22 protein-coding genes are annotated in these 24,903 nt (G+C 46.6%); 14 read left to right on the forward strand and 8 right to left on the reverse strand.

The genetic code is table 11. The features are described from left to right. Positions 1-126 precede the first annotated feature (126 nt). Complete coding sequence (locus tag MUK70_RS02545) at positions 127-969, reverse strand: aldo/keto reductase (protein ID WP_234655521.1); 843 nt, start codon at positions 967-969, stop codon at positions 127-129. 169 nt (positions 970-1,138) lie between these two features. Here MUK70_RS02545 and MUK70_RS02550 point away from each other — a divergent pair, with 169 nt between their 5' ends. Further along, positions 1,139-1,381 (forward strand): transcriptional regulator, encoded by a 243-nt coding sequence (locus MUK70_RS02550; RefSeq protein ID WP_234655520.1) that lies wholly within the window; start codon positions 1,139-1,141, stop codon positions 1,379-1,381. Positions 1,382-1,406: 25 nt separating this feature from the next. On the opposite strand, the gene MUK70_RS02555 is transcribed toward MUK70_RS02550, so the two are convergent. Then, positions 1,407-3,533 (reverse strand): DNA topoisomerase 3, encoded by a 2,127-nt coding sequence (locus MUK70_RS02555; RefSeq protein WP_234655519.1) that lies wholly within the window; start codon positions 3,531-3,533, stop codon positions 1,407-1,409. Positions 3,534-4,028: 495 nt separating this feature from the next. Here MUK70_RS02555 and MUK70_RS02560 point away from each other — a divergent pair, with 495 nt between their 5' ends. Continuing rightward, the gene (locus MUK70_RS02560) at positions 4,029-4,286 is read left to right on the forward strand and encodes a hypothetical protein (protein ID WP_234655518.1); all 258 of its coding nucleotides are present in this window, start codon (positions 4,029-4,031) and stop codon (positions 4,284-4,286) included. Between the two features lie 88 nt (positions 4,287-4,374). On the opposite strand, the gene MUK70_RS02565 is transcribed toward MUK70_RS02560, so the two are convergent. Next, the gene (locus tag MUK70_RS02565; RefSeq protein ID WP_234655517.1) at positions 4,375-5,280 is read right to left on the reverse strand and encodes a hypothetical protein; all 906 of its coding nucleotides are present in this window, start codon (positions 5,278-5,280) and stop codon (positions 4,375-4,377) included. Between the two features lie 124 nt (positions 5,281-5,404). Here MUK70_RS02565 and MUK70_RS02570 point away from each other — a divergent pair, with 124 nt between their 5' ends. The 7 genes from MUK70_RS02570 (at position 5,405) to MUK70_RS02600 (ending at position 14,725) form a co-directional block, all read left to right on the forward strand. Next, positions 5,405-9,247: a PVC-type heme-binding CxxCH protein gene (locus MUK70_RS02570; RefSeq protein ID WP_234655516.1), complete on the forward strand. Its 3,843-nt coding sequence runs from the start codon at positions 5,405-5,407 to the stop codon at positions 9,245-9,247. A gap of 78 nt (positions 9,248-9,325) precedes the next feature. After that, positions 9,326-10,450, forward strand: coding sequence for a redoxin domain-containing protein (locus MUK70_RS02575; RefSeq protein ID WP_234655515.1), 1,125 nt, complete (start codon positions 9,326-9,328; stop codon positions 10,448-10,450). Between the two features lie 27 nt (positions 10,451-10,477). Continuing rightward, positions 10,478-11,476 (forward strand): sugar phosphate isomerase/epimerase family protein, encoded by a 999-nt coding sequence (locus MUK70_RS02580; RefSeq protein ID WP_234655514.1) that lies wholly within the window; start codon positions 10,478-10,480, stop codon positions 11,474-11,476. A gap of 142 nt (positions 11,477-11,618) precedes the next feature. After that, a complete protein-coding gene (locus MUK70_RS02585) occupies positions 11,619-11,984 on the forward strand; it encodes a BlaI/MecI/CopY family transcriptional regulator (RefSeq protein ID WP_234655513.1) in 366 nt (121 codons plus the stop codon). A 23-nt stretch (positions 11,985-12,007) separates the two neighbouring features. Next, a complete protein-coding gene (locus MUK70_RS02590) occupies positions 12,008-13,348 on the forward strand; it encodes a M56 family metallopeptidase (RefSeq protein WP_234655512.1) in 1,341 nt (446 codons plus the stop codon). Then, positions 13,342-13,503: a hypothetical protein gene (locus tag MUK70_RS02595; RefSeq protein ID WP_234655511.1), complete on the forward strand. Its 162-nt coding sequence runs from the start codon at positions 13,342-13,344 to the stop codon at positions 13,501-13,503. Before MUK70_RS02590 ends, MUK70_RS02595 begins: the two co-directional genes overlap by 7 nt. Before the next feature lie 82 nt (positions 13,504-13,585). Beyond that, complete coding sequence (locus MUK70_RS02600; protein WP_234655510.1) at positions 13,586-14,725, forward strand: glycoside hydrolase family 5 protein; 1,140 nt, start codon at positions 13,586-13,588, stop codon at positions 14,723-14,725. A gap of 5 nt (positions 14,726-14,730) precedes the next feature. Here MUK70_RS02600 and MUK70_RS02605 read toward each other — a convergent pair whose 3' ends face one another. Continuing rightward, complete coding sequence (locus MUK70_RS02605) at positions 14,731-15,225, reverse strand: VOC family protein (protein WP_234655509.1); 495 nt, start codon at positions 15,223-15,225, stop codon at positions 14,731-14,733. Positions 15,226-15,335: 110 nt separating this feature from the next. Here MUK70_RS02605 and MUK70_RS02610 point away from each other — a divergent pair, with 110 nt between their 5' ends. Continuing rightward, a complete protein-coding gene (locus MUK70_RS02610) occupies positions 15,336-16,250 on the forward strand; it encodes a sugar phosphate isomerase/epimerase family protein (protein ID WP_234655508.1) in 915 nt (304 codons plus the stop codon). A gap of 1 nt (position 16,251) precedes the next feature. On the opposite strand, the gene MUK70_RS02615 is transcribed toward MUK70_RS02610, so the two are convergent. Beyond that, positions 16,252-16,773 (reverse strand): hypothetical protein, encoded by a 522-nt coding sequence (locus MUK70_RS02615; RefSeq protein WP_234655507.1) that lies wholly within the window; start codon positions 16,771-16,773, stop codon positions 16,252-16,254. Positions 16,774-16,803: 30 nt separating this feature from the next. Then, positions 16,804-17,796: a phosphotransferase enzyme family protein gene (locus MUK70_RS02620; protein WP_234655506.1), complete on the reverse strand. Its 993-nt coding sequence runs from the start codon at positions 17,794-17,796 to the stop codon at positions 16,804-16,806. Between the two features lie 147 nt (positions 17,797-17,943). Here MUK70_RS02620 and MUK70_RS02625 point away from each other — a divergent pair, with 147 nt between their 5' ends. Next, positions 17,944-18,234 carry a GNAT family N-acetyltransferase gene (locus MUK70_RS02625; protein WP_234655505.1) on the forward strand — a complete coding sequence of 97 codons (291 nt, stop codon included), beginning with the start codon at positions 17,944-17,946 and terminating at the stop codon, positions 18,232-18,234. A 13-nt stretch (positions 18,235-18,247) separates the two neighbouring features. Here MUK70_RS02625 and MUK70_RS02630 read toward each other — a convergent pair whose 3' ends face one another. Next, positions 18,248-20,698, reverse strand: a complete 2,451-nt coding sequence (locus tag MUK70_RS02630; protein WP_234655504.1) for a PAS domain-containing sensor histidine kinase — start codon at positions 20,696-20,698, stop codon at positions 18,248-18,250. Positions 20,699-20,808: 110 nt separating this feature from the next. On the opposite strand from MUK70_RS02630, the gene MUK70_RS02635 reads away from it, so the two are divergent. Continuing rightward, positions 20,809-21,480: a 3-keto-disaccharide hydrolase gene (locus MUK70_RS02635; RefSeq protein WP_310590030.1), complete on the forward strand. Its 672-nt coding sequence runs from the start codon at positions 20,809-20,811 to the stop codon at positions 21,478-21,480. A gap of 32 nt (positions 21,481-21,512) precedes the next feature. Here MUK70_RS02635 and MUK70_RS02640 read toward each other — a convergent pair whose 3' ends face one another. Then, entirely contained in the window at positions 21,513-21,995 is a 483-nt protein-coding gene (locus MUK70_RS02640; RefSeq protein WP_234602273.1) for a DinB family protein, read from the reverse strand. A 92-nt stretch (positions 21,996-22,087) separates the two neighbouring features. Here MUK70_RS02640 and MUK70_RS02645 point away from each other — a divergent pair, with 92 nt between their 5' ends. Both MUK70_RS02645 and MUK70_RS02650 read left to right on the forward strand, forming a co-directional pair. Beyond that, positions 22,088-23,467 (forward strand): Gfo/Idh/MocA family protein, encoded by a 1,380-nt coding sequence (locus tag MUK70_RS02645; protein ID WP_234655503.1) that lies wholly within the window; start codon positions 22,088-22,090, stop codon positions 23,465-23,467. A 6-nt stretch (positions 23,468-23,473) separates the two neighbouring features. Continuing rightward, entirely contained in the window at positions 23,474-24,898 is a 1,425-nt protein-coding gene (locus tag MUK70_RS02650; RefSeq protein ID WP_234655502.1) for an SDR family oxidoreductase, read from the forward strand. The last annotated feature ends 5 nt before the right edge of the window (positions 24,899-24,903 follow it).

Below are 24,903 nucleotides of genomic sequence, written 5' to 3' on the forward strand. Positions count from 1 at the left end.
CATTGCATGCCTCGGCATTTGAACTTCGCAAAAATGCCGGAGGCATGCAATATAGGTAGGCAAGATATTACACAACGATGGAATGCCGGAGGCATGAAACGGCATCCGCTCCGTCAAACACGCTTGTTATTTCGACAACGCCGCAAAATCCTCATCAGACAAAGTAATGTTCGCCGCGCCCATGTTTTCCTTTAAATGTTCCAGGGAACTGGTTCCCGGGATAAGTAAAATGTGCGGTGCACGTTTCAAAAGCCAGGCCAATGCAATTTGGGAGATTGTTGCGCCATGCTTTTCAGCGATCTGAGCGATTTTGGATTGCAGCTTGTTTGGACCGGAAGCCAGGGGATACCATGGAATGAAGGCCATGCCTTGCTGTTCAGTGTAATCCACAACTTCTTCCCATTTGCGATCGCCGAGATTGTAAAGGTTTTGCACTGAGACAATTTTGATCACTTTTTCAGCGCGCTGAATTTGCTGAACATCAACTTCCGAAAGTCCCACATAACGGATTTTGCCAGCCTGAACGGCTTCTACGACGGGAGCTAATGTTTCCTCAATAGGGAATTTCGCATCAAATCGGTGCAACTGCCAAAGGTCGATTTTCTCCACTTTCAGGCGTCTTAAACTGCCGTCGATTGCCTCGCGGATGTGTTTCGGATTTCCGTTGACAACCCATTGGTTTGGGCCGGTGCGGTCGAATCCGCCTTTTGTGGCAATCAGCAAATCCAGCGGATAAGGATGCAGCGCGTCTGCGATCAACCCCTCATTGGTGTGTGGGCCGTAAGAATCAGCTGTATCAATAAAGTTTACGCCTGCTTCCAGGGCTGCTTTCAGGACGTTTTTCGCATTTTCGCGGTCAGGCGCATCGCCCCAAACGCCCTTGCCTGTGAGCTGCATGCCGCCATAACCCAGTCTTTTTATTTCAATTTCTCCGCCAACGCGGAATGTTTCTGCAATGGATGTGCTCATGATTTGTGTTCTGTTAAAGGTTATGAATGTATTAACCCACAGTTCGGAAATTTGATTCGCACATGGATAAATGTTAATGCGGAATTAAGCAGTGTGATTAACAATGTCTGACCAACGCATAATTTGGCACAGTTTTGTTCCGTATTGCTAAGATCAATAATTACGAAAAATGGAAACCACAGTTTACGAAGATAAAGCAAAGCAGCTGATCGCTGAAATGAAACAATTGATTGAAGCTAAGGGAATTAATAATGGAAATGCACTGGAAGAAGCGGGGTTAAACCACGAGCTTGTGAATAAGATCTTCAATGGCGAGCAACTTCCAAGCTTGTCGGAGTTTTTGGCATTGTGCCAGATTTCAGGGATTTCATTCCAGTTACCGACTGTTGAGACGCCCAACACGCCCATGTAATTTCAGGCAGTATTAGCAGCTCAACTTAACCGACTTCAAAGTTGAAATCACCATTCATGACCAGCTTTGCGTCGGTGGTTTCAGGATTGCCGGGAATTTGCAGGCCCTTTATTTTGGCTGTTTTGCCTTTACTTAACAGATCATAGACATGTTTGTCTGAGAGTTTTTTGCCTAAAAACTCGAACGGAATCTTAAAACCGCATGCGCTGAAATTGGAACAGCCGTAAGCGGTTTTTCCTTTTTTTAGCAACTGCTCCTTGCATTTTGGGCAGGTTAGCAATTCAATGTTGATCTCCTCCTTCGGTTCTTTTGGCTTAGCAGGCTTTTTCTCTTTTTCCTCCTTAATAACCTCCGCCGGAGCCTCTTCTGCGATGCTAATGGCCCGGCCGCGATTATTTTTCACCTCGTTGGTCAGCTCCACAACCATCTGGATCAATTCCTGTTTGAATGTCTCCATCGAGTAGTCGCCTTTTTCGATCAGCCGCAACTTTCGCTCCCAGTTGCCTGTCAGTTCTGCACTTTTCAGCAGCTCGTTCTGGATTGTGTCGATGAGATCGATGCCTGTCTGGGTGGCGAAAATGTTCTTCTTTTTCTTTTCAATGTAACGCCTTTTGAAAAGGGTTTCTATAATGTTCGCACGCGTCGAAGGTCGTCCTATGCCGTTGTCTTTCAATAATTCGCGCATTTCTTCATCCTCAACCTGCTTTCCGGCTGTTTCCATCGCCCGTAATAAGGTTGCTTCGGTGTAGGCTTTGGGCGGTGTGGTTTTTCCTTGATGCACGCGCGGCTCGTGCGTGCCTCTTTCGCCCACTTCGAAGTTGGGCATCAGCTTTTCTTCTTCCGCCGCTTCTTTTTTTGCGCTGGCATCATTGGCATACACAGCCCTCCAGCCCGGTTCGAGAATTTGCTTTCCGGTTGCTTTGAATTCAACCTGTCCCACCATTCCTAAAACCGTTGTGTTCGAGACCTTACATTCCGGATAAAACACGGCGATAAAACGGCGGGCAATTAAGTCGTAAATGCGTTTTTCTTCCGGACTAATGTTGCCGGGCAAAACGCCGGTTGGAATAATCGCGTGGTGATCCGTTACTTTTTTATCGTCAAAAACGGTTTTTGATTTTGGAATGGGTTTTTCCAAAAGCGGCGCAGTAAGCTGTGCGTAGTAAGTGAGTTGTCTTAATATGCCCTCCACTTTGGGATGCAGGTCTTCCGAGAGATAAGTCGTGTCGACCCTTGGGTAAGTCACGAACTTCTTCTCGTAAAGGTTTTGAATGTGTTTTAATGTATCCTCGGCAGAATAGCCAAACTTTTTATTGGCTTCTACTTGCAGTGAGGTGAGGTCGAAAAGCCGGGGATTGCCTTCTTTTCCTTCCTTTTTTTCAAATGATGTTATTTCAAAATCATGCAGCAGGAGATAGGCAAGGCCCTTATTGGCTTTTTCTTCATTCCTGATGCGGTCAATGGTAGCTGTAAACTCCGTTTCGCGGTAAATGGTCTTTAATTCCCAATATTCTTCCGAAACAAATGCGTTGATCTCCTTTTGGCGCTGCACAATGAGCGCCAGCGTCGGCGTCTGCACGCGCCCAATGCTCAGCACTACTTTTCCCTGTCCGAATTTTTTTGTAAAAAGGCGCGTCGCATTCATGCCCAGCAGCCAATCGCCGATGGCGCGGGCGCTGCCCGCTGCATATAAGTTGTTGTAAAGTGCGCTGTCTTTGAGCTTTTCAAAGCCTTCGCGGATAGCCTGTTCGGTCAGGGAAGAGATCCAGAGGCGTTTAACCGGAACGGCACATTTGGCTTTCAGCAAAACCCAGCGCTGGATCAGCTCGCCTTCCTGGCCCGCATCGCCGCAGTTGATCACTTCCTCACATTTGCTGACCAGACTTTCGATCACAGCAAATTGTTTCAATGCACCTGCATTGTCTATCAGCTTGATACCGAAGCTTGAAGGGATCATCGGCAGATCTTCCAGGCGCCACGACTTCCAACGTTCTGTGTAATCGTGCGGCTCTTTCAATGTGCAGAAATGCCCGAATGTCCAGGTTACCTGGTAACCGTTTCCCTCGTAATAACCGTCCTTGCGCTGATTGGCCCCGATGATTCCGGCAATGTCTTTGGCAACACTTGGCTTTTCAGCAATACACACTTTCATAGCTGCAAACTTACTGGATTGGCGGGCAAAGTTTATAATATCAGCCGAAAAACTGACCGAATAATCAATCGGTGAAATATTTTTAAAAGTTTTTTCAAAATATTTTTCGGAATAAGCAGCGATTAGAGGCAAATATTTGGTAAAAATCGCTATTGATATAATACACTCCGAATTTTATTCTGAGTAAGGGGCGAACTGCCAAATTGTATCCTAGCCTTTTAAATTGGATTGTTCTAAGATTTACCAAACGCTTCCAGGAACGAAATTAAGTTAAGCTAAAAAAAGCTGGATTATGGTTCCTTTCAAATTTCTAATCTTTGAATAATTATATTTATTTACTGATCAGAATTGCCATATACAACTTATTCAAGACGTATTCCGACCAAATATTGTAAAGCTCAATGTTTGCCTGAACGTTTGTATCCAGAATATTGTAGTATATTTGTACAAGAAATAGAGACACAAACAAAACAAAAAACGTAAACACTATTATCGATGAAAAATACAAAAAACTTGTTAGTAGCAGCCTTGATGGCCATGACTTTCACAACTTACGCCAACGCTAATAATTCTGCATATACAGTTGAAGAAAAAGTAAAGGTTACAGGATTGAGCAAAGCGCTTCCAGCTTCACTTCCAGTTTTGGATAGTCCAGCACCACAGAAGGCAAAAAATTTGGCTGACACCAACAATCACAGTGCATCACAAAAAGCAGCTATCGTAGGTCTACAATTGAAGAGCGCTACGAAGTAATTGAAATCAGCCTTGGTTAGAGAAGGCTTAATTGAGAATAAAGAATTTAAAGAGGGAGATTATTTCTTCCTCTTTTTTTGTGCCTGAGTTATTCGCGGACGCCGGTTTTCTGCCATCTGAGCAGGCCCTCGCGGATGTCGGCCAGGATCTGGTAATCGTCTTTCACCCAATTGCCCGAATTGTGTTTCGTGTGCCTGGCATTGCGCAGGTAATTTTCAAACAGCGCATAACATTCCATCGCATCCTCCCGGGAATAGAAACTGTCAATCCAAGCCTGCGGCACTTCGTTTTTTGGTACAATTCCAATTCCCACATTGTAGACCTTGATAATGCCTTTGGAAAATTCCCACGAAATAAAATCCTGTTCCCGAATGTAAGCCGCCCTTAATATGGAAGCATTGTGGCCGATGTAATTAATGAGCCGGTCAAAAATCTGTTGCTTCGTTTCCTGTGCAGACGGCTTGATGCGCCAGGCATTGTTTTGGACTGAAAATGGGTCTTCCCTGAACTTGTCCATAGGTTCGCCATATTGCGCCAGCGAAAGGGTCATTCCAGGCATAAATTCGACAGAGAGTCGCTGCTTGCCGGAAGGCGACGTTTCCGTCACCACTCTCAACTCCTCCGTTTTCCGATTGGCCGTGAGTAAAAGTGATTGTTCCTCTGCATCATAGGAATACCGGCCAAAGTCATATGCGCCGGTGTGGTGAATGCGCGTGAAAGTGCTGTCGGGGAAAAAGGACATGAGCACCTGGTTCATGCTCCCGGCTGCTTTGGTCAGGTCGCGATACTGTTTCTGCGGATTTCCGTTGCTTTTAAACTCAATAAACCGCCAGCTCCCGCTAATTATGCCTTTTCTCAGGATCAGGGGATTAATGTCTGAGATACGACCTTGATAATCAGCATCTTTCTTCTCCTTCACGCCACGGTAAATGATTCCATGAAAATCCATCATGGTAATCATTACGAGCAACAATATCATTTTTATCAATGCCATTGCAAAACAAACCTTTGGTATTTAAACTAGTCCGCCCGAAATAATCAAGAGTATTTCAATAAGAATTTGTGCTTTTCCAATCATTCTAAGCCCTTTCCCCAACCATTATCCGATCGCAAAGCCTATGAATCTTGTCAGGTCAGCCCCGCTTTTTTTTCTTTTCCTGCTTTTCAATTTCGGATATAATTTCAAAAATTCCAGTGCAGTTTCCAAAAAGACGCCGGTTGCTGAAAATTCCCTCACTGCCGTTCAAAACGAAGCCGGAGAGACCATCAGTATATTTAGCGGAACAGATAAAAAGCCGATTTTGGTGCAAAATGCCAAAGCAAATTTCCGGCCATATCTGCACCCCATCGTTGCGCCAGACGGCAAAGGCGTGCTCACCGAATATAGCCCTGGCCATCACAAGCATCAGACCGGCATTTATTGGGGATACACACGCGTCAACGGCCGCGATTATTTTCACCATCCCGACGGCGATTACTGGAAAAGGGTTTCGGCCAGGGTGATTGAGGCAAAAGGCACGGAAGTGAAATGGCAAACAGTCTATAACCTGCTCGATTCAACGGGAAAGGCGGTTTTGACCGAAACGCAAAACTGGTCCATGCGCTTCAAAGATGGCAAATATCTGCTCGATCTCGAATGGAACGGCGAAGCGCAGACGGACGTGACCATTGGGAAATACGATTACGGCGGATTATTTGTGCGGATGCCCTGGAAAGAGGGCATTAAGGGTGACGTAATCAATGCTGCGCGACAAAAAAACGAAAAAGCAGAAGGCCAGGCCGCCATGTGGGTGGACATCGGCATGCAGGTTGAAGGCCGCGATAACCTCGCCCACATTGCCATTCTGGACCATCCGGAAAACAAAGGTTATCCGCAAACCTGGCGCGTGGACACGCAATTAGGCGCAGGTCCTGCACGAGCGAGAAAAGCCGATTGGCACATTAAAAAAGGCGATACCGAGACCATTAAGCACGAACTGGTCATTTACACCGGTGAGCTGAATGATGTGGAATTGAATAAAACATTTGGTGAATTCATTGGAAACAACGGCACTTACAACACGGCAGCATTATGGGCGATTGCACAAAAAGAGGGTAAGGAAGCCAAATTCCTAAGCGCGCAGGAAGCCGTTGAGGCGATGACCATTAAGGATGGTTTTCAGGTCAATGCTTATGCTTCCGAGCCGATGATGACACAGCCGATGGCGTTTTGCTGGGACGATAAAGGGCGGATGTGGATTGCGGAAAACAAGGATTATGAGTCGAGAGGAAAGGGCTTTTCCAATGCGGGTGACAGCCGCATCCTGATTCTGGAAGATACGAATGGTGATGGCGTTGCTGACAGCCGGAAAGTTTTTATGGAAGGCATCGCGTTTCCATCAGCCATTGCGGTTGGTTTTGACGGCGTGTTCGTGGGTGCCCCACCCAATTTGCTTTTTGTCCCGGATAAAAACGGCGACGACAAGGCCGATATGGAGGACATTGAAGTCCGCTTAACCGGCTGGGGCATCCGCGACCGGCACGAAACACTGAATAGTTTTCACTGGGGTCCCGATGGCTGGTTATATGGTTTGCAGGGCTTTGCGACGCCTTCAAAGGTGGGAAAGCCAAAAGACAAAGGCAAACTTTACAAGCATAAGGATCCATTTCCGGAAAACTTTGAAGTTGAAAACGGCGTCGATATCAATGGCGGCGTTTGGCGTTACCATCCTACGAAAGCCATTTTTGAGGTTGTAGCGCATGGTTTCAGCAATCCTTGGGGGATCGATTATGATGCAAAAGGCCAGTTGCTGATGACGGCTTGCGTGATCCCGCATTTGTGGCATGTCATTCCAGGCGGCATTTACCATCGGCAAGGCGGACAGCATTTCAATCCGTATGTTTATAATGATATCAAAACCATCGCCGATCACACGCATCGCTCGGCGCATGGCGGTGCAAGGGTTTACTTGTCGGACGCTTTTCCCGAATCGGAACGCGGCAAAATATTCATGGCCAACATTCACGAGCACGGCATTTTATCAGACATTCTCACACCCAAAGGCTCGGGTTTTAGTGGCAAGCACGGCGATGATTTTATGATGGCCAACAATGCGCAATGGGTCGGTTTCAGCATGGAAATAGGGCCGGAAGGCGGCATGTATGTGCTCGACTGGCACGACGCCGATATTTGCGGATCGGACGTTTTGAACTCAGAAACAGGCCGGATTTTCAGGATTATGCCCAAAGTTTCCCATGCTGAAAACTGGAAAGGACGCTATGACGACCTAGCCAAAATGTCGGATTTGCAACTGGCAGATCTTCAAACAAGCAAAAGCGAATGGCACGCGCGGCGGGCAAGGATTATCTTGCAGAACCGGGCTGCGAAGGGGAAACTTTCGAAAGATGCGCTCGAAAAGCTGACAAGTATTTATTCCAAAGACAGCAATGCAGATTATCGCCTGCGCGCCATGTGGGCCTTGCAGGTTTCTAACGGCTTAGACATGAATGCATTGTCAAAGGCATTGGATGACAACGATCCGTATGTTCGTGGCTGGGCTATTCAGTTTTTATGTGAAAACAATAAGCCTTCAACCGAAGACATTGCCAAATTTGTAAAGCTTTCCAAATCAGACCCATCGCCTGTTGTGCGGCTTTATCTGGCGTCCGCATTGCAGCGCATGGATGAGGCGCAACGTTGGAGCATTGCAGAAAATCTGATTGCCAACCAGACGGATGCCGGGGATCACAACATTCCCAAAATGATCTGGTATGGCATTGAGCCTTTGGTCAAAACCAATCCTGCCAGAGCCTTGGAAATGGCTGGAAAAAGTAAAATTCCAATGGTAACGCAGTTTATCGCCCGCCGTGCGGTGGATGCAGATGCTGTTGAAACGGTTGTAGCCGCTATTGGTAAAATGCCTGCAAATCACGTGGCGCTCATGGAAGGCATGCGCGATGGGCTTGAAGGCCGGACGGACATTAAGACACCGGCAAACTGGAAAGCGGTTTATGCATCATTAAAGCAAGCCAACGAACCGGCGGCCAAGCTTGCACTTGAAATTTCACAGCATTTTGGGGACACAGAGGCGGCAAAAAACTTTTTGGTAACATTACAAAACCCAAATGCACCCGTCGATCAGCGGCGAAAAGCATTGCAGGCATTGGCAACCAGACAACGGCCTGAATTAGTTGCTGAACTGCCTAATTTGCTTAAAAACAATGATTTAAAACTCGACGCAATCCGCGCCGTGGCAGGCTACGACAGCGAACTGCTGGGTAAATTGCTTATTGATCAATATCCGAAATTCAATACAGCCGAAAAAGCGGAAGCCATCCAAACACTGGCTTCCAGGCCAAAATCAGGCTGGTTGCTCACTCAGGCCATTTCCAAAAATGTAATTCCCAAAAAGGATATTCCCACCTATGTAGCGCGTCAGCTCAGACGAGTGGTAGGAAGTGGTTTTGTAGAAGTTTGGGGGCCGATTGATCATGTGGCGTTCGATGAAAAGGCTTATAAAAAGTACAAAAGCCTGTTAACGGATAAGAACGTTTCCGAAGCCAGCCGCAACCACGGTCGAATGATTTTCCAAAGAACTTGTGCGCCCTGTCATAAGCTATATGGAGAGGGCGGCATCATCGGCCCGGAACTGACCGGTTCGAACCGTGCTAATCTGGATTATCTGCTGGGTAACATTCTGGATCCGAGCGGCGAAATTCAGGACGATTACAAAATGGTGGTCGTGACCACTCGCGACGGGCGCACATATGTAGGCAACATTGCCAAGGAAACCGAGCGACAGGTCACATTGCGCATTGTAGGGCAGGATGCGGTTGCTATCAATAAATCCGACATTCAGACGCGCGAGGTGACGCCGGTTTCGATGATGCCTTCGGGGCTTTTGGAAGCATTGTCGGATAAGGAAGTGACGGAGTTGGTTGCTTATCTGAAGACAACAGCCCAAGTTGAATTACCCAAATAAATATTACAATACCAGTAATTTATTGTAACAGATCTGCTTTTGATTTAAATTATATTCCAAATTAAAAAGGAGATCGTTATGCGGGCATATTACAGGATTTTATTTGCGCTTATTGTTCTCATTGCTACAAACATTCACGTAAAAGCCGAACAACCAGAGACATTGAAGATCGGCGCCGCCGCCCCGGATTTCAACTTGATGGGCGTTGATGGTAAAAAATATTCGCTGAAAAGCTTTGCCGCAGCGCCGGTTTTGGCGATCGTTTTTACCTGCAACCATTGTCCAACCGCCCAGGCTTACGAAGAGCGGATCAAGAAATTAACGGCTGATTACAAGTCCAAAGGCTTCGCGCTGATCGCCATTTCTTCCAACGACCCGAAAGCCATCCGCCTGGATGAGCTCGGTTACACGGATTTGAGCGACACTTACGAGGAAATGAAAGTCCGCGCCAAGGATATGGCTTACAATTTTCCCTATCTGTTTGACGGCGACGATCAGAAGACCGCATTGGCTTACGGACCGGTCGCTACGCCGCACATTTTTGTCTTTGACAAAGCCAGAAAACTTCAATATCACGGTCGCATTGACGACGTTGAAAAGCCGACAGGCACGCCCAAAAATCTGGATGCAAAAAATGCCATTGAAGCCCTTCTGGCCAACAAACCAGTCCCTGTTCCGTCGACCAAAACATTTGGCTGCTCCATGAAGTGGATCTCCAAAGAAGACGGTGTGCAAAAAGAAAAGGCTGGCTGGGCAAAGGAACCGGTGACTTTGGAAACCATTGACGAAGCTGGAATCAAAGAATTGATTGGCAACAAAACGGATAAACTGCGCCTAATCAATGTATGGGCAACCTGGTGCGGCCCCTGCGTTACGGAATTTCCTGATTTCATGACCATGCACCACATGTATCGCGGCCGCGATTTTGAATTTGTGTCCATCAGCGCCGATAGCCCTGATAAAAAGGAAAAAGCTTTGAAGTTTTTGCAAGGGAAATTCGCCTCCAATAAGAATTACATCTTCAATGTTGAAGACAAGTATAAACTGATCGAAGCCATCGATCCCAAATGGCAGGGCGCATTGCCTTACACGATTTTGGTGGAGCCGGGCGGAAAAATCGTGTACGCGCAGCAAGGCCCGATTGACCCGCATAAGATGAAAAAGATAGTCGTTGAAAATAAATACGTAGGCAGATATTACTAACAATCAGATCATTAACCTTTACGAATCATGGCAGAACACGAAATTTCAAGACGGCAGTTTTTAAGTGCATCTGCACTTTTAACGGCTGGCGTGGGCCTTTTGCCGAGCGCGGGCTTCGGCTTTCCGTCTTATATTAAAAATCTGGGCAAACCCAATTCATTATTCAACGGCGTGCAGGTGGGCGCGATCACTTATTCGTGGCGGAGCATGCCGGGCGGCGCGGAAGACATTTTGAAGTATTGCATTGATGCCAATATCAGCGCCATTGAACTGATGGGGCCGACAGGTGAAATATTCGCCGGCGCGCCCGAGGGGCCAAAAATGCCGCCCTGGACCGGCGGAAAGCGTCCCGAACTCACGGATGAGCAAAAAGCAGCCCAAGCCGAACATCTGGTGAAGATGGCCGAATGGCGCGCCAAAGTTCCAATGGACAAATTTGTGCAGCTGCGCAAAATGTACAACGATGCCGGCGTGAGCATTTACGCATTCAAGCCGTCGGCATTGGGTGAGAAAAACACGGATCAGGAAGTGGATTATGCCTTCCGGGCGGCCAAAGCTTTGGGTGCGAATCAAGCCACAATTGAACAACCGAATGATCCCGCGCAAACCAAAAGACTGGGTGATATTGCAGCTAAAAACAAAGTTTATGTAGGTTACCACGGCCACACGCAACAAACGCCAACGTGGTGGGACACGGCTTTGAACCAATCGAAATACAATGCGATGAACTTTGATATGGGACATTACGTGGCCGCAGGTTTCGACCCGATCCCGTTGATCGAAACCAAACACGACCACATTGTGAGCATGCACGTAAAGGACCGGAAAAACAAGGAAAACGGCGGCGCCAATGTGGTTTGGGGACAAGGCGATACGCCGATCACAGCCGCATTGGAACTCATGCGCGCCAGAAAATACAAGTTCCCGGCAACCATTGAGCTGGAATATGAGATCCCTGCTGGCTCGGATGCGGTGAAGGAAACAGCCAAGTGCGTTGAGTACGCAAGGAAGGCACTAGGGGCGTAAGCTCAGCTACTATATGTGATTATGAGGCCGTTGCAGACTTAACTTGCAGCGGCTTTTTTGTATTAAATCAAAAAAAATTACCTAAACATTTGTTCGTACGAAATTTTTCCTACCTTTGATCTGTTGACACAAAATCAGTAAAATGGAGCCTACAAAATCAGAATTGGAAATATTACAGGTGCTTTGGGAGCACGGCCCATCGACCGTCAGGTTTGTGAATGATAAGTTGAATGAGGAAAAGCGGGCAGTGCAGTATTCTTCAACATTGAAGCTGATGCAGATTATGGCTGAAAAAGGCATCGTGATACGCGATGAGAGCAGCATGAAGCATGTATATATTCCGGCGGAAGCAGAGGATAAAACGAAGAGTGCGTTACTGGAAAAGTTTGTGGATTCAATGTATAAAGGCTCGGCTTCGAACCTGGTTATGCAGCTTTTTGGTAACAAAAACACTTCACAGGAAGAGTTAAATGAGATCAAGGATTTTTTGAAAAAGCTGGATAAGTAATCACTTGATAATCCCGGTTGGCCATGAATTTCAATGAATTGTATTTTCAAAAACTGGTTCAGGCGCTCAGCCTCACCTTGATCCATTCGCTTTGGCAGGGCCTGATCGCCGCCGTCATCGCCGGAACGATACTCATGTTGACCAAAAAGGCGAAACCGGCGCTGCGGTATAATTTGCTGGCGACATTGCTCTTTGCTTTGGTGCTCACCTCGGCCTACACTTTCGCAAGCCTCTTGTTTTCTGAAAATGAATTCGTTAATAATCATTTAAGTAATTCAGAATCAGTTCGGTTCGCCGTAGCTGGCAAAGTTTCTATCTCAGAAAAAATAGCATTTGCGGGTAGTGATAATAGGGTCTGGATTTCGTATCTGATGGATTTTTGCAGCAGCCAAGCACAGGTAATCGCAACGATCTGGTTTGTTGTTTTTTCATTTAAATCTTTTCAGGCCACAGCAGGATTTTTATATCTGCAAAAAGTCAAAAAACACAACGCGCATCCACTTCGCGAAAGTTGGAGATTGAGGTTTGATATCCTTGCAAAAAAAATGAAAATCAGTCAAGCCATTCAGGTCATTGAGTCCGAACACGTGCTGGTTCCGATGGTGATCGGTTTTCTGAAACCAATGGTCATCATTCCGTTTGGCATATTTATAAACCTTCCTGAAACGCAGATCGAGGCCATCGTTTTGCACGAATTGGCACACATTAAAAGGCGTGATTACGTGGTGAATCTCATGCAGATTTTCTGTGAAAACATCTTTTTCTTCAATCCCGCATTGCTATGGCTGTCGAGCCTCATTCGGGAAGAGCGTGAGCATTGCTGTGACGATCTGGCAATTTCTGTGATGGAGAATAAGACGTCATTTGTGCACGCGCTGGTTTCTTTTCAGGAGTACCATGTGACTGGTTCAGCGTTTGAAATGGCTTTTTCGAGAAATCGTAATCACTTGCTGGACAGGATCAAGCGAATTATTTATAACAACAATAAACCTTTGAACGCCATGGAAAAATTATTTGTAACATTCAGTCTGCTCACCGCCGTCGCATTGTCTGCTACCATCTCGCAGGAAGCCCCGCAGCCAGCTCTCGTGAAAGTTGTTTCAGCCACTGTAAGTTCAAAGCCAAAGGTCGAGCCGGCGCGGGATCTCCCAGCCGAACGGAAAGTGATTGCAGTCGTAAATCAGGACACATTGCCTAAGAAGAAGAAATTGCAAAAGCCAGTAACTGTTCAGTCAAAAGATGTGGAGGTTAATGAGAATGTATCAATAAATACAGATGCTAATTCTCATTCGCAGGTAAATATTTCGAGCAATGGGGTTAGTACTTTTAAAGTGTATGTCAATGATAAGGGTTACGAATGGTGAAGGTGAACGGGAAGATCAAAGCGATGCTGATTGATGGCAAAGAAATACCCGAAGAGCAATATCCAAAATATGAAAAGGAGTTTAATGCAATTTTGGAAAAAATAGAAAAAGAACACGAGAAGGGAGAGGTAAAAGGAGAGGCAAACAATCGTTAAGTTACATTGCCGCGACAGCAACACAAGTATAACATTACGGCATTTGTATTTTTATAAAAGTATCAAACGAACATGCCGGAACATGCATCGCAGGACTTTTATCAAAAATACGGCTGTAACCGTTGCAGCAGGGGCGGCCGCTTCGACAGGTTTCTCCTTCAAAAATCAGAACGCGAAAAACAAGCTTCCAAAATGGAAGGGCTTTAATTTGCTGGATTTCTTTTCGCCAGACCCGGCTTCCAGCCGGAAGCCGACCACCGAGGAACAATTCAAATGGATGAGCGATTGGGGTTTTGATTTTGTCAGGATCCCGATGGCTTATCCTGCATATGTGAAGTTTGACCGCAGTCGCAATATTACGCCGGAAGAAGTTTATCAAATTGATGAACAGGCTGTTGAGCGCATTGACAAGCTTGTGACCACTGCTCATAAATACAACATGCACGTAAGCCTGAACCTGCACCGTGCGCCCGGTTACTGCATCAATGCAGGTTTCAACGAACCATACAATCTCTGGACAGATCAGAAAGCGCTGGATGCGTTTTGCTTTCACTGGAATATGTGGGCGAAGAGATATAAAGGTGTGTCAAACAAAAAGATCAGCTTCGATCTGCTGAACGAGCCCAGCATGCGTGAGGATATGAATGATCAGCATTCGAAAAGGTCATCTGTTCCGGGTGCAGTCTACCGGAAACTGGCCATAGCAGCTTCGGAAGCGATCCGGAAAGAGAATCCGATGCACCTGATTATTGCTGATGGCAATGATGTGGGCAGTTCGGTAATCCCGGAAATTGCAGATCTGGACATTGCGCAAAGCTGCCGGGGCTATCATCCGGGAATTATTTCACATTACAAAGCACCCTGGGCAAATAAAGACCCCAACAATCTTCCCGAGCCGAAATGGCCGGGGCAGGTGGGAGACAAATATCTGAGCCGCGCGATGCTGGAAAGCTTTTACAAGCCGTGGATCGATATGGTTGGCAAAGGCGTCGGCGTGCATTGCGGCGAATGCGGATGCTGGAATAAAACGCCTCATGCAGTCTTCCTGGCTTGGTTCGGCGATGTGCTGGACATATTGACATCCAACGGAATCGGTTTCTCACTTTGGGAATTTGCGGGTGATTTTGGCGTGCTCGATTCGCGCCGCGACGATGTCGCGTACGAGGACTGGCACGGTCACAAGCTCGACCGCAAACTGCTCACTTTAATGATGAAATACTGAAAACCTTAGCCAAGTTCAGCAAGTAAGCCTCTCAAATTGAGGTTCTTGGTGTACATTTCGACCGTTCCGTCGGGCATGAAATTCCAAAGCTCTTTGGGACGGTCCCAGTACAATTCCACGCCATTGTTGTCGGGATCATTGAGATACAATGCTTCCGAAACACCGTGATCGCTGGCGCCGGAGAGTGGGTAACCAGCCTGTTGCAGGCGGTTGAAAATCATCGCAAGATCTTTGCGCGTAGGATAAAGGATAGCGGTGTGAAACAAGCCGACGCCATGCTGCGGTGCGGCAGGAGCGCCCGCGCTATACCAGGTGTTGAGGCCAATATGATGGTGGTAACCGCCTGCTGAGATGAATGCTGCCTGCGTTCCGTAACGTGCCATGATTTCAAATCCCAGCAGGCCGCAATAAAAATCCAGTGCTTTGTCCAGGTCGGATACTTTCAGATGGACGTGTCCAATGCTCGTTTTGACGGGAACTTTGTATGCTTCGGGTTCCATAGGGAGGGTAGTTTAAGGTGATTTTGTCAATCAATTTACATCATCTTTCGGTAAATTATTCCTTGTTGCACCTTTACCAAGATATCCGTGTACAATAAGCTATTAATTGAATGAACCGCAGAACCGCTTTATCCTCTATCCTGGCCGTTTCGGGCGCAGGAATGTTACCAGCCGAAGCAACACCGACCAAATCCCAGTCTTTCATTTATTCCCTCAATATGAGCACATTGCGTGGTCATAAGCTGGGTTTCAGGAAGGAGTTGGAAGTGGCCGCGAAAGCAGGGTTTGGATCGGTGGAAATCTGGATTAACACTTTGCAGGACTATCTGAAAGAAGGCGGAACGTTAAAGGAAGCCAGAAAGATCATTGATGACCTGGGCATTAAGGTGGAAGACGCCATCGGTTTTGCGACCTGGATCGTGGATGATGAATCTGCACGTTCGAAGGCTATTGAACAGCTGAAAGTAGAGATGGACCAACTCGCGCAAATCGGCTGTCCGCGCATTGCGGCACCTCCGATGGGTGCCACTACGGGCGCTTCGCTGGATCTGGCAAAAGTGGCTGAGCGTTACCGGACCATTCTGGAATTGGGTGATAAAACGGGCGTGGTTCCGCATCTGGAACTTTGGGGTTTTTCTAAAAATCTGAGCCGGGTAGGAGAGATCTTGTATGTTGCTGTGGAGTCAGGACATCCGTCGGCGCGACTACTCATGGACGTTTATCATTTGCACAAAGGCGGCTCGGGCATGGATGCGGTGAAGGATGTTGGTAAGCCATTGGTTGAGATTTTTCACATTAACGATTATCCTGCGACGCCCCCGCGCGAAACCATTACAGATGCCGACCGTGTGTATGCAGGCGATGGCGTAGCACCATTGAAAGAACTTTTAAAATCGCTCAAAAACCCGGATCGCCCCGTCATTCTTTCTTTTGAAGTTTTCAACAAAGATTACTATGCGCAGGACGCATTGTTAGTTGCGAAAACAGGGCTCGCTAAAATGAAGAAAGTGACCGAAGGCGTTTAATTTAAAGCTTGTTCATAAAAGCAAGAATGCTCAAAACAAGTCCGCCAATGGTTGCAAATGCGGAAATAATGATTGCGAAAATGGCGATAAAGCCTTTGGAGCCCGTTTTGGCAGTGATCTGTATTTTGTCCCCTTTTTTGTAATCCTCTGACTCGGTCATACGCAATGTGTATGTGCCCGGCTGCTCAAGGTTGAATTCGGCAATCGGAACCACACGGCTTCCCGACATATCTTTCCGCATACCCAACAAATTTACTTTGTTGAACACCTTCAATTCTTGCTGGTCTGCATGTCGTTTGAGTTTGAAGTGGCAGTCGGAGGGAATGATGCCGGTTAGTGATGGTCTTTTATAGGCAATTTCAAATGTCCCCGCGGCATCCAGTTCAAGCTGATCCATGATGGAAGTAGCGGGAAATTCAATTTTTTTACCGCCATACACTTCCATGATTTTACCAATGCTTTTGAACAGAAAATAAATGCCGGTGATGCAAATGATGGGGAACAAGATTTTGAATAATGTCATACTGATAGTGTGTTTGGCTGAATTTTAAATTTAATGTTGTGGGACAACGGCAGTGTCAAAGTATTTTTTCACCAAAAGATTGATGAAGCGTTTTAAGTAAACCTCATTAAAAAACACATTGGAAAAATCATGAAAACGTTGTGACTGAATGCCCAGGTAAAAGAAGTAAAGACTCACGCCTAGCATGGGAATAATTCTTTTTTCTTCTGCGGAGATGGCCGTTACCGATTCATAGCCTTTCAAGAAATTGTCGACTTTCAAATGACATTGTTCAGGATCCCTTTCGATGCTATGAACTTGTAAAATGTAGTAAGCCAAATCGAGACAAAGCCAGCCGTTTCCGCAAAAATCGAAATCAAAAAGTGTTACCTTATTGGCATTGTCGATGACGAGATTGTCGAACCAGATATCCAGATGCACCGCGCCTTTTCGCAGCTGACTTTCATCTGCTTTATCAAATTCTTCCAGCAAAAATTGTTGCATGGAACGCATTAAGGCCATTTCTTCGGTATTATCAGGCAAAAATTCACTGACGTGATTCAGCGAATCGATTAGAATTTCCTGACTGGTATAAGTCACCCGGTCTAAATGGAAATCCTGCGTCAGCAAATGCATCCGGGCCATCAATGAACCGATCTGAAAGTGCAGATCCGGCGGGAAATTGAATTGTTTTTCGCCTGCTGCATAGGAAAACATAACGGCCAGGCGCATCCCTTCCGGCGCACCAAGCGACTGAATGAAGCGCTCGTTTGTGTCTGGAAGCGGATAGGAAACAGGGATATGGTTCTCCTTTAAATGCAAAAGCAAACGCAACTCTTCATTGATTTCCACTTCACTTCGCCAGTTCAATGCGTAAATGCGGAAGATGAATTTTTCTTCCCGGGCTTTGATAAGATAGGTGTGACTGATCCCCGCTTTCAAAAGTCGGCACGATACTTGTACATTGGGGAAATAGGTTTGTTTAAGAAAGTCCGCGATATGACGGGTTGACAAGTTCGAGCTCGTGACAGGGAAGTGCGACATAGGAAGCTTTGTTGTGAGCGCCGAAATTAGATAATCGGGCAAACTTATTTGCTTTTTATTCGAATATGCCTCAATTTGTCCGGCAATGCCTGGCAGAATTATTTACCGGCAATGAAAGTGATTTATTAGGTATTTCAAATCAAATATATGAGTGAGGTAAAATTAAGGCTGGATGAGCGCAAAAGAGGTGCGTTTTACTTGGATGAAGAGGGTAAGCAAGTGGGGGAAATGGTGATCGGCGTTAGTGAAACCGCGTTGACGGTTTACCATACCGAAGTCGATGAAAACATGTCGGGAAAAGGCCTTGCAAAGTTAATGCTGGACGAAATGGTTGCTTATGCGCGCAAACATGAACTGCAAGTGGTCCCGCTTTGCGAGTATGTGCATGTACAATTTAAAAAACATCCCGATGAATATCAGGATGTCTGGAAAAAGTAATTGAAAAGGTTGATTAGTTCGGGATAGGTAAATACACCATAAATGTAGCACCCCGATCTGGCTCGCTTTGGGCTGTAATATGGCCGTGGTGGTTTTGGACGACCTTTTTACACAACGCCAGCCCGATTCCCGAACCCGAAAATTCTCCGCGGCCATGCAAACGCTGGAACATCTGGAAAATCCTGCCAAGATATTTTTCATCAAAGCCAATGCCATTGTCGCTTACCTCAAACTTAATGTAGCGATGCCCCGGTGACAACCTGGGCAAGTCGGCTTTCTCCGTTTCTGTAAGGTCATCAGCACGGATCTCGATTTCTGAGGGAATATCCTGTTTTTTGTATTTGATTGCATTGCTTAGCAAATTTTGTACAAGTTGAGTCAGCTGTGAAGGGTTCCCCCAAACGACCGGCAGCTGCGCGACCCTGATTTCAGACTTTTGTTCTTCAATTGAAACTTCGAGATCTGCGATCACGGCGGAGACAATTTTGTTAAGGTCAACCGCCTCAAAAGCACTGTCATGTGTGGTTAGGCGCGAATACGCAAGCAAGTCGTCAATCATGCTCGACATTCTCTTGGATGCATCCTGGATCCTGTTCAGCATAAAAACGCCGTTCTCATCGAACGACTCGCTATAAACTGTTTGCAAACGCGAACTGAATGATTGGATTTTGCGTAACGGTTCCTGCATATCGTGGCTTGCCGCATAGGCAAACTGTTGCAAATTGCTGTTGGAATTAACTAGCTCCTGATTGGCCTGGTGCAGTTCCTCAGTCCGTTTCTGAACCCTTTGCTCCAGCTCATCAACCAGCAGCCGATAACGTTCTTCGCTTCTTTCCAGGGCTTGACGGGACTTCACCTGCTCGGTAACGTCCACGGCCATATCCAGGATCGCATAGATTTCACCTTTTGAGTTACGTAATGGCTTGTAGGTGAAATCAAAATAAAAAGTTTCAAGCGTTCCATTCACTATCAGATCGGCCTGGCGGCCGGAGGCAGAATAGGGTTTCCCCGTTTCAAAAATATGATCCAGAATATTCAGCAACTGCTGGTCCAGCATCTCAGGAGGAAGTGCTTCCCGCAATGGTTTGCCGATCACACTATCCCCTTTTCCCCAGATCTTTAACATGGCCTCATTGGGCAGTTCAATGACCATATCCTTACCCACAAACATGCAGGTTGCCACGGGCGCCTGCTCAATAAGCGTGCGCAGGTGCTCTTCACTGGCCTTGATCATATTTTCGGACTCAATGCGGTCCGTGATATCCATTACGATGCCCGAAAGAGAAATCGCTTTACCCGTGCTGTCGTAAAGATATTGCCCGATCACCTTTACCCAATGAACAGAATCGTCATGCCAGACAAATCGGGCTTCATAGCGTAGTTCGCCTGTTTTTGAGGCAATTTCGTAGGCTGCCGTCCGTTTATCAAAATCCTCCGGATGAATGTGCATCACAAAAAAGTCCCTCTTCATATCTCCATTTTCCCTTCCCGTAATGATACGCGACATGGTAGGAGAGTAGATGATCTCATTGGTATCCAGGGCCACGAGGAATGAACCAGCGCCTGAACCCTCCACGGTCATTGCGGCCTGCTGATCTGCCCAGGCAACCCGTTCTTTGCTGGATATTTCGTCCGTGACATTGCGGGAAACACCTGAAAACCGATAAGGAACTCCTTCCGGCGTAAAATATGCTTTGCCAGTGCAATGCAGCCAGCGCAAAACGTGATCTGATGCACCCACAGTTCGGTAACGAATGTCATAAGCAGTCCGCGTTTCCGGATTCAATGCACTGGAAATCGCGTTAACCACCTTTTCCCGGTCTTCGAAATGAATGTGTTGGATCAAAGTTTCATAGTTCAGGATCTCCTCAGATGGGTTTCCGTAAAGCCCTCTGCACCTTTCATCAAAGTAAACTACACCCGTTTCTGGATTCATATTCCAAACCCCGAGCTGCGCGGCACTCAGCGCAAACTGTAAATTATCTTCACTCTCCTGCCGGGCCTCATCCGACTGTACAATTTCGGAAAGGTCTCTCATACAGCCAACCATTCTCACCGCCTTTCCATCCGCACGGATTGTGTAACCCCGGTCATGTACATAGGCAAAGCTGCCATCTGCGCGTTGGAAACGATAGTAATCCCCCCAGTTGGAGTCTCCGCGGTCGATGGCAGCATGCATATTATGGACCACTTCGGTCCGATCATCCGGATGAATTCGGTTAAACCAGGATTCCGGACCTGGTTCGACTTCCTGGGATGTATAGCCAAAAACTTCTTTCATTCCGTCGTTCCACCAGACTGTGTTTTTTTCCAGGTCCCAGTCCCAGATCACATCATGCGTGGCCTTTACAACGAGCTCAAATCTTTCAATGGCAACAAGCAGGTTGTCTTTATTGCTGTTATCAAGCGTTTCAATCATTTCTATCAAAATCCAGCTTCGTGTTCGGTTTACTATTTGAAACATGCATCGTCTGTAAAAATACTGATATTAATGAAAAAGCCAGTAAAGGCCCACTTTCTGATGCGGACACATTTCGGATTACTGCCGGAGCGGATAGTAAAGATTTTAAACGGATGGCTTTTATCGTCAACCACATTCATGTCGATACAATGCTCAAAACGCCATCCTATTTATTCAGTGCCGTTATGCTGGTAACCGTTTTATCAATGGCTTCTCAGAAAAACAAAGTCTCGCTGTTTGACGGTAAGACTTTTAACGGCTGGGAGGGAGACACGACGAAAACCTGGAAAATTCAGGACGGCGCCATTGTCGGCGGCTCACTGGTGGAGACGGTCCCGCATAATAGTTTTTTGTGCACCAGGAAGACTTATTCCAATTTCATTCTCAATGTGAAATTTAAGCTCACCGGGCACGAAGGCTTTATCAATACGGGTGTTCAGTTTCACAGTGTACGTTCCAAAGATCCTTCCTATGAAATGATCGGTTACCAGGCAGACCTTGGAGCTAAATTCTGGGGAAGTCTTTATGATGAATCCCGTAGAAATAAAACGCTCATTGCCCCGGATTCCGTGGAAGTGCTGAAACTTGTCAAATTGAATGATTGGAATGACTATCAGGTATGGAGCGAAAATGGCAGGATCAGGATCGCGCTCAACGGCAAGCAGACTGTGGACTATACTGAACCCGATAAATCCGTTCCGCAACAAGGCATCATTGGTTTGCAGATCCACGGCGGTGGTAAGGCCAAGGTGTATTACAAAGATATTTTTATAGAAGAATTATAACAGCCACGGTGCGCAGCGTGGCTGTTGTTTTCTCACTTCCAACTTTTCAGTAATCGCCTCGCAACAACGATTTCGGCTGTGTGATAAGCATTGTGATCCGCTATAAGCATTGCTTCGCGCAGCAGGCTTTGTCCTGTCCCCCACGGAAGCGGTGCGAAAAGGTCATGTTGCTCGTCCTCGAGCAAAGCCTGAAATCGCTGTTGATCCTTTTCAATTTGTTGCAATGAATTATTCCAATCTTCGTCGGTAACCGTATCGGTCGGCTCTACCCAGTAATCGTCGGGCCAGGCCAGTGACTCACTGCCGGCAGAAGACGAAAAATCGACGATATCTTTTTGCGCGATCCGGATGTGTTCGACCAACTGCCAGATGCTGTAAGGCAAGTTTTCGGGAATGATTGTGCGCAATTCGGATGGTAAGCCGGTAACTGATTCCTTAAAGCTAACATGCGCATTTCCTTTCTCGATCAGGCTAATGAGTTCATTTACAAGTTTCTTGCGTTGAATACTGTCCATAAATTCTAAATAGAAGCTCGTTGTGGTTCGACAAACATTTATTCCCTATTTTAGGGGAATCATCACAATGTAACATTTTAGTCATATTTAATATGAATCCTACCCGCAGGAAATTTCTCAGGAACGTGACAGCTGCCTCAGCTTTGTTAGCCACAGAAAGCATTGCCAAGCCTTTTAACATCATCAAAGATCTTAAAAAGATCAGCCCGAATGACAAGATCCGTTTTGCCACCATTGGCATGGGGATTCAGGGGCATCAAGACACCAAGGCTGCATTAAGGGGCGCTCCCGATGCAGAATTTGTGGCCGCTGCCGACTTGTACGATGGCAGGCTGGCGCGCGTGAAGGAAGTTTTCGGGAAAGATATTTTTACGACGAGAGATCACCGCCAGATCCTGGAACGAAAAGACATTGATGCTGTCCTCATCGTAACCCCCGACCACTGGCATGACCACATTACCAAAGCCTCGTTGCAAGCCGGGAAGCACGTTTATTGTGAAAAACCCATGGTGCATCACATCAATGAAGGGCTTTCAGTGATCGATGCCTGGAAAAAATCGGGTAAGACGATGCAGGTTGGTAGCCAGCGCATTAGCTCGGCTTCATTCAAGGAAGCCAAAAGACTTTTTCAGGCCGGAGAAATTGGCGAGATTAACTATGTAGAATCAAATAATGACCGTTTCAATTCAATAGGCGCATGGAACTATTCCATCCCGACAGACGCTTCGCCGACCACTGTAGATTGGGACCATTATCTGGGTGACGCGCCCAAAGTGCCTTTTGATGCGAAGCGCTTTTTCAGGTGGAGAAACTACCAGGATTATGGAACGGGCGTAGGAGGGGACTTATTTGTGCATTTAATTACCGGTGTTCATTTTGTTACCAATTCGCTGGGGCCGGAGCGCATCATGTCGTCCGGTGAGTTGAGTTACTGGAAAGATGGCCGTGACGTGCCGGATGTCCTGGTTTCTATTTTGGATTACCCAAAAACCGACATTCATGCCAACTTCCAAATGGTGCTTCGCGTAAACTTTGCCAATGCAGGAGCCATTGCCAACAACACCCGCATTATCGGAACGGAGGGACAGATTGAGTTTACTGAAAACAATCTGGTATTGACTAAGAAAAAGCTGCCGAAAGCGCCCGGCTTTGGTGGTTATGACAGTTTTAATACGTTTTCAGAAAGTCAGCAGCAGGAATTTAAAAAGCAATATGATGCGCAATATCCGGAAGATACCCGCAAGGCAGACCCGGTTAAAGAAGTGAAGTTCACTGCGCCTAAGGAGGATGATGCACACGCCAACCACTTTGCGGATTTCTTTGATAACATTAAGAAAGGCAGTGTCGGAACGATTGAAGACCCCATTTTCGGATTCCGCGCGGCAGCTCCCGTTTTGGCTTGCAATGAAAGTTATTTTTCCAAGAAGATCATCAACTGGGACCCGGTGGCGATGAAGGTTAAAAAGAAATAAATTAAAATGAAAATCTTGCTCACTGGTGCCACGGGATACATTGCACAGCGATTACTGCCGGTGTTGCTGGAAGCGGGACATGAAGTTTATTGTTGCGTCAGGGATAAGCAGCGTTTCAATGCGTCGCAGTTCCCTGGCGCCACTGTTTTAGAAGTCGATTTTCTGAATGAGGCAACGCTTGTTAACATCCCGGACCACATGGATGTCGCTTATTATCTGATTCACTCCATGTCCACCGGCGGCGGTGAAGATTTTGAGAAGCTGGAAGAAACAACCGCAACGCATTTCAAGCAAAGAATTGAAAAAACGAATGTCCGGCAGGTTATCTATCTGAGCGGGATCATTAATGAAGAGGATCTTTCCAAACACTTGCTTTCCCGCAAAAACGTGGAGGAAATTCTCAAATCGGAACATTATGCATTAACCACATTGCGTGCAGGCATTATCGTCGGCTCAGGCAGCGCGTCTTTTGAAATAATAAGAGACCTTGTAGAAAAGTTGCCTGTCATGATCGCGCCGCGCTGGCTGCATACGCAGTGCCAGCCCATAGCAATCCGTAATGTAGTCGATTTCCTGACCGGAACATTGCTTTTAAAGGAAACTTACGATAAGAGCTTTGATATTGGCGGCCCGGATATTCTAACATACAAACAAATGCTCCTGAAATTCGCCAAGGTGCGCGGGTTAAAAAGGCGCATATGGGTTGTGCCGGTGATGACACCGAAATTGTCTTCCTACTGGCTGTATTTTGTCACTTCCACTTCCTATTCGCTGGCCAAAAACCTTGTTCACAGCATGAAAGTGAAAGTCGTTTGCAGGCCAAATGATCTGGCCGAAAAGCTTCACATTCAATTACTTGGCTATGAGAAGGCAATTAGTCTGGCATTTGATAAGATAGAACAAAATCAGGTGTTATCCAGCTGGACCGGCGCGCAAAGCAGTGCAGCGCTTTCCAAAGGCATTACCAGCTACATGCAAGTGCCAACAAATGGTTGCTTCATTGATAAAAGGGAACTCAAAGTCGATGATCCCGAGTATGTGCTGAAAAGAATTTGGTCAATAGGCGGGAAAACAGGCTGGTATTATGGCACCTGGCTCTGGGAAATCCGCGGGTTTCTGGACAAGGTTACGGGTGGGGTAGGGCTGCGGCGGGGCAGGAGGCATCCTGAACAAATTTATCCAGGCGATCCGCTCGATTTCTGGCGCGTGCTGCTGGCAAACAAAGAGGAAAAAAGACTTTTGTTATATGCGGAAATGAAGCTTCCCGGCGAGGCCTGGCTGGAATTTTGCCTTGATGAAAATAATGTTTTGAAACAAACAGCCACTTTTCGTCCCCTCGGTCTGCCCGGTAGATTATACTGGTATGCCGTTCTTCCATTCCATGCTTTCATTTTTAAAGGAATGATTACCAACATTGCGGGTAAAGTGTGATACGC

It is taken from the genome of Dyadobacter chenwenxiniae, from assembly GCF_022869785.1.
In the GTDB taxonomy this organism is placed as follows: Bacteria; Bacteroidota; Bacteroidia; order Cytophagales; family Spirosomataceae; genus Dyadobacter; species Dyadobacter chenwenxiniae.

Bases quoted from the DNA above. Each gene is read 5' to 3' on its own strand.
- MUK70_RS02565 (WP_234655517.1), bottom strand. From the start codon at position 5,280: ATGGCATTGATAAAAATGATATTGTTGCTCGTAATGATTACCATGATG.
- MUK70_RS02600 (WP_234655510.1), top strand. From the start codon at position 13,586: ATGCATCGCAGGACTTTTATCAAAAATACGGCTGTAACCGTTGCAGCA.
- MUK70_RS02570 (WP_234655516.1), top strand. From the start codon at position 5,405: ATGAATCTTGTCAGGTCAGCCCCGCTTTTTTTTCTTTTCCTGCTTTTC.
- MUK70_RS02650 (WP_234655502.1), top strand. From the start codon at position 23,474: ATGAAAATCTTGCTCACTGGTGCCACGGGATACATTGCACAGCGATTA.
- MUK70_RS02545 (WP_234655521.1), bottom strand. From the start codon at position 969: ATGAGCACATCCATTGCAGAAACATTCCGCGTTGGCGGAGAAATTGAA.
- MUK70_RS02640 (WP_234602273.1), bottom strand. From the start codon at position 21,995: ATGGACAGTATTCAACGCAAGAAACTTGTAAATGAACTCATTAGCCTG.
- MUK70_RS02620 (WP_234655506.1), bottom strand. From the start codon at position 17,796: ATGTCGCACTTCCCTGTCACGAGCTCGAACTTGTCAACCCGTCATATC.
- MUK70_RS02595 (WP_234655511.1), top strand. From the start codon at position 13,342: ATGGTGAAGGTGAACGGGAAGATCAAAGCGATGCTGATTGATGGCAAA.
- MUK70_RS02610 (WP_234655508.1), top strand. From the start codon at position 15,336: ATGAACCGCAGAACCGCTTTATCCTCTATCCTGGCCGTTTCGGGCGCA.
- MUK70_RS02615 (WP_234655507.1), bottom strand. From the start codon at position 16,773: ATGACATTATTCAAAATCTTGTTCCCCATCATTTGCATCACCGGCATT.
- MUK70_RS02625 (WP_234655505.1), top strand. From the start codon at position 17,944: ATGAGTGAGGTAAAATTAAGGCTGGATGAGCGCAAAAGAGGTGCGTTT.
- MUK70_RS02575 (WP_234655515.1), top strand. From the start codon at position 9,326: ATGCGGGCATATTACAGGATTTTATTTGCGCTTATTGTTCTCATTGCT.
- MUK70_RS02605 (WP_234655509.1), bottom strand. From the start codon at position 15,225: ATGGAACCCGAAGCATACAAAGTTCCCGTCAAAACGAGCATTGGACAC.
- MUK70_RS02585 (WP_234655513.1), top strand. From the start codon at position 11,619: ATGGAGCCTACAAAATCAGAATTGGAAATATTACAGGTGCTTTGGGAG.
- MUK70_RS02590 (WP_234655512.1), top strand. From the start codon at position 12,008: ATGAATTTCAATGAATTGTATTTTCAAAAACTGGTTCAGGCGCTCAGC.
- MUK70_RS02555 (WP_234655519.1), bottom strand. From the start codon at position 3,533: ATGAAAGTGTGTATTGCTGAAAAGCCAAGTGTTGCCAAAGACATTGCC.
- MUK70_RS02560 (WP_234655518.1), top strand. From the start codon at position 4,029: ATGAAAAATACAAAAAACTTGTTAGTAGCAGCCTTGATGGCCATGACT.
- MUK70_RS02630 (WP_234655504.1), bottom strand. From the start codon at position 20,698: ATGTTTCAAATAGTAAACCGAACACGAAGCTGGATTTTGATAGAAATG.
- MUK70_RS02550 (WP_234655520.1), top strand. From the start codon at position 1,139: ATGGAAACCACAGTTTACGAAGATAAAGCAAAGCAGCTGATCGCTGAA.
- MUK70_RS02635 (WP_310590030.1), top strand. From the start codon at position 20,809: ATGGCTTTTATCGTCAACCACATTCATGTCGATACAATGCTCAAAACG.
- MUK70_RS02580 (WP_234655514.1), top strand. From the start codon at position 10,478: ATGGCAGAACACGAAATTTCAAGACGGCAGTTTTTAAGTGCATCTGCA.
- MUK70_RS02645 (WP_234655503.1), top strand. From the start codon at position 22,088: ATGAATCCTACCCGCAGGAAATTTCTCAGGAACGTGACAGCTGCCTCA.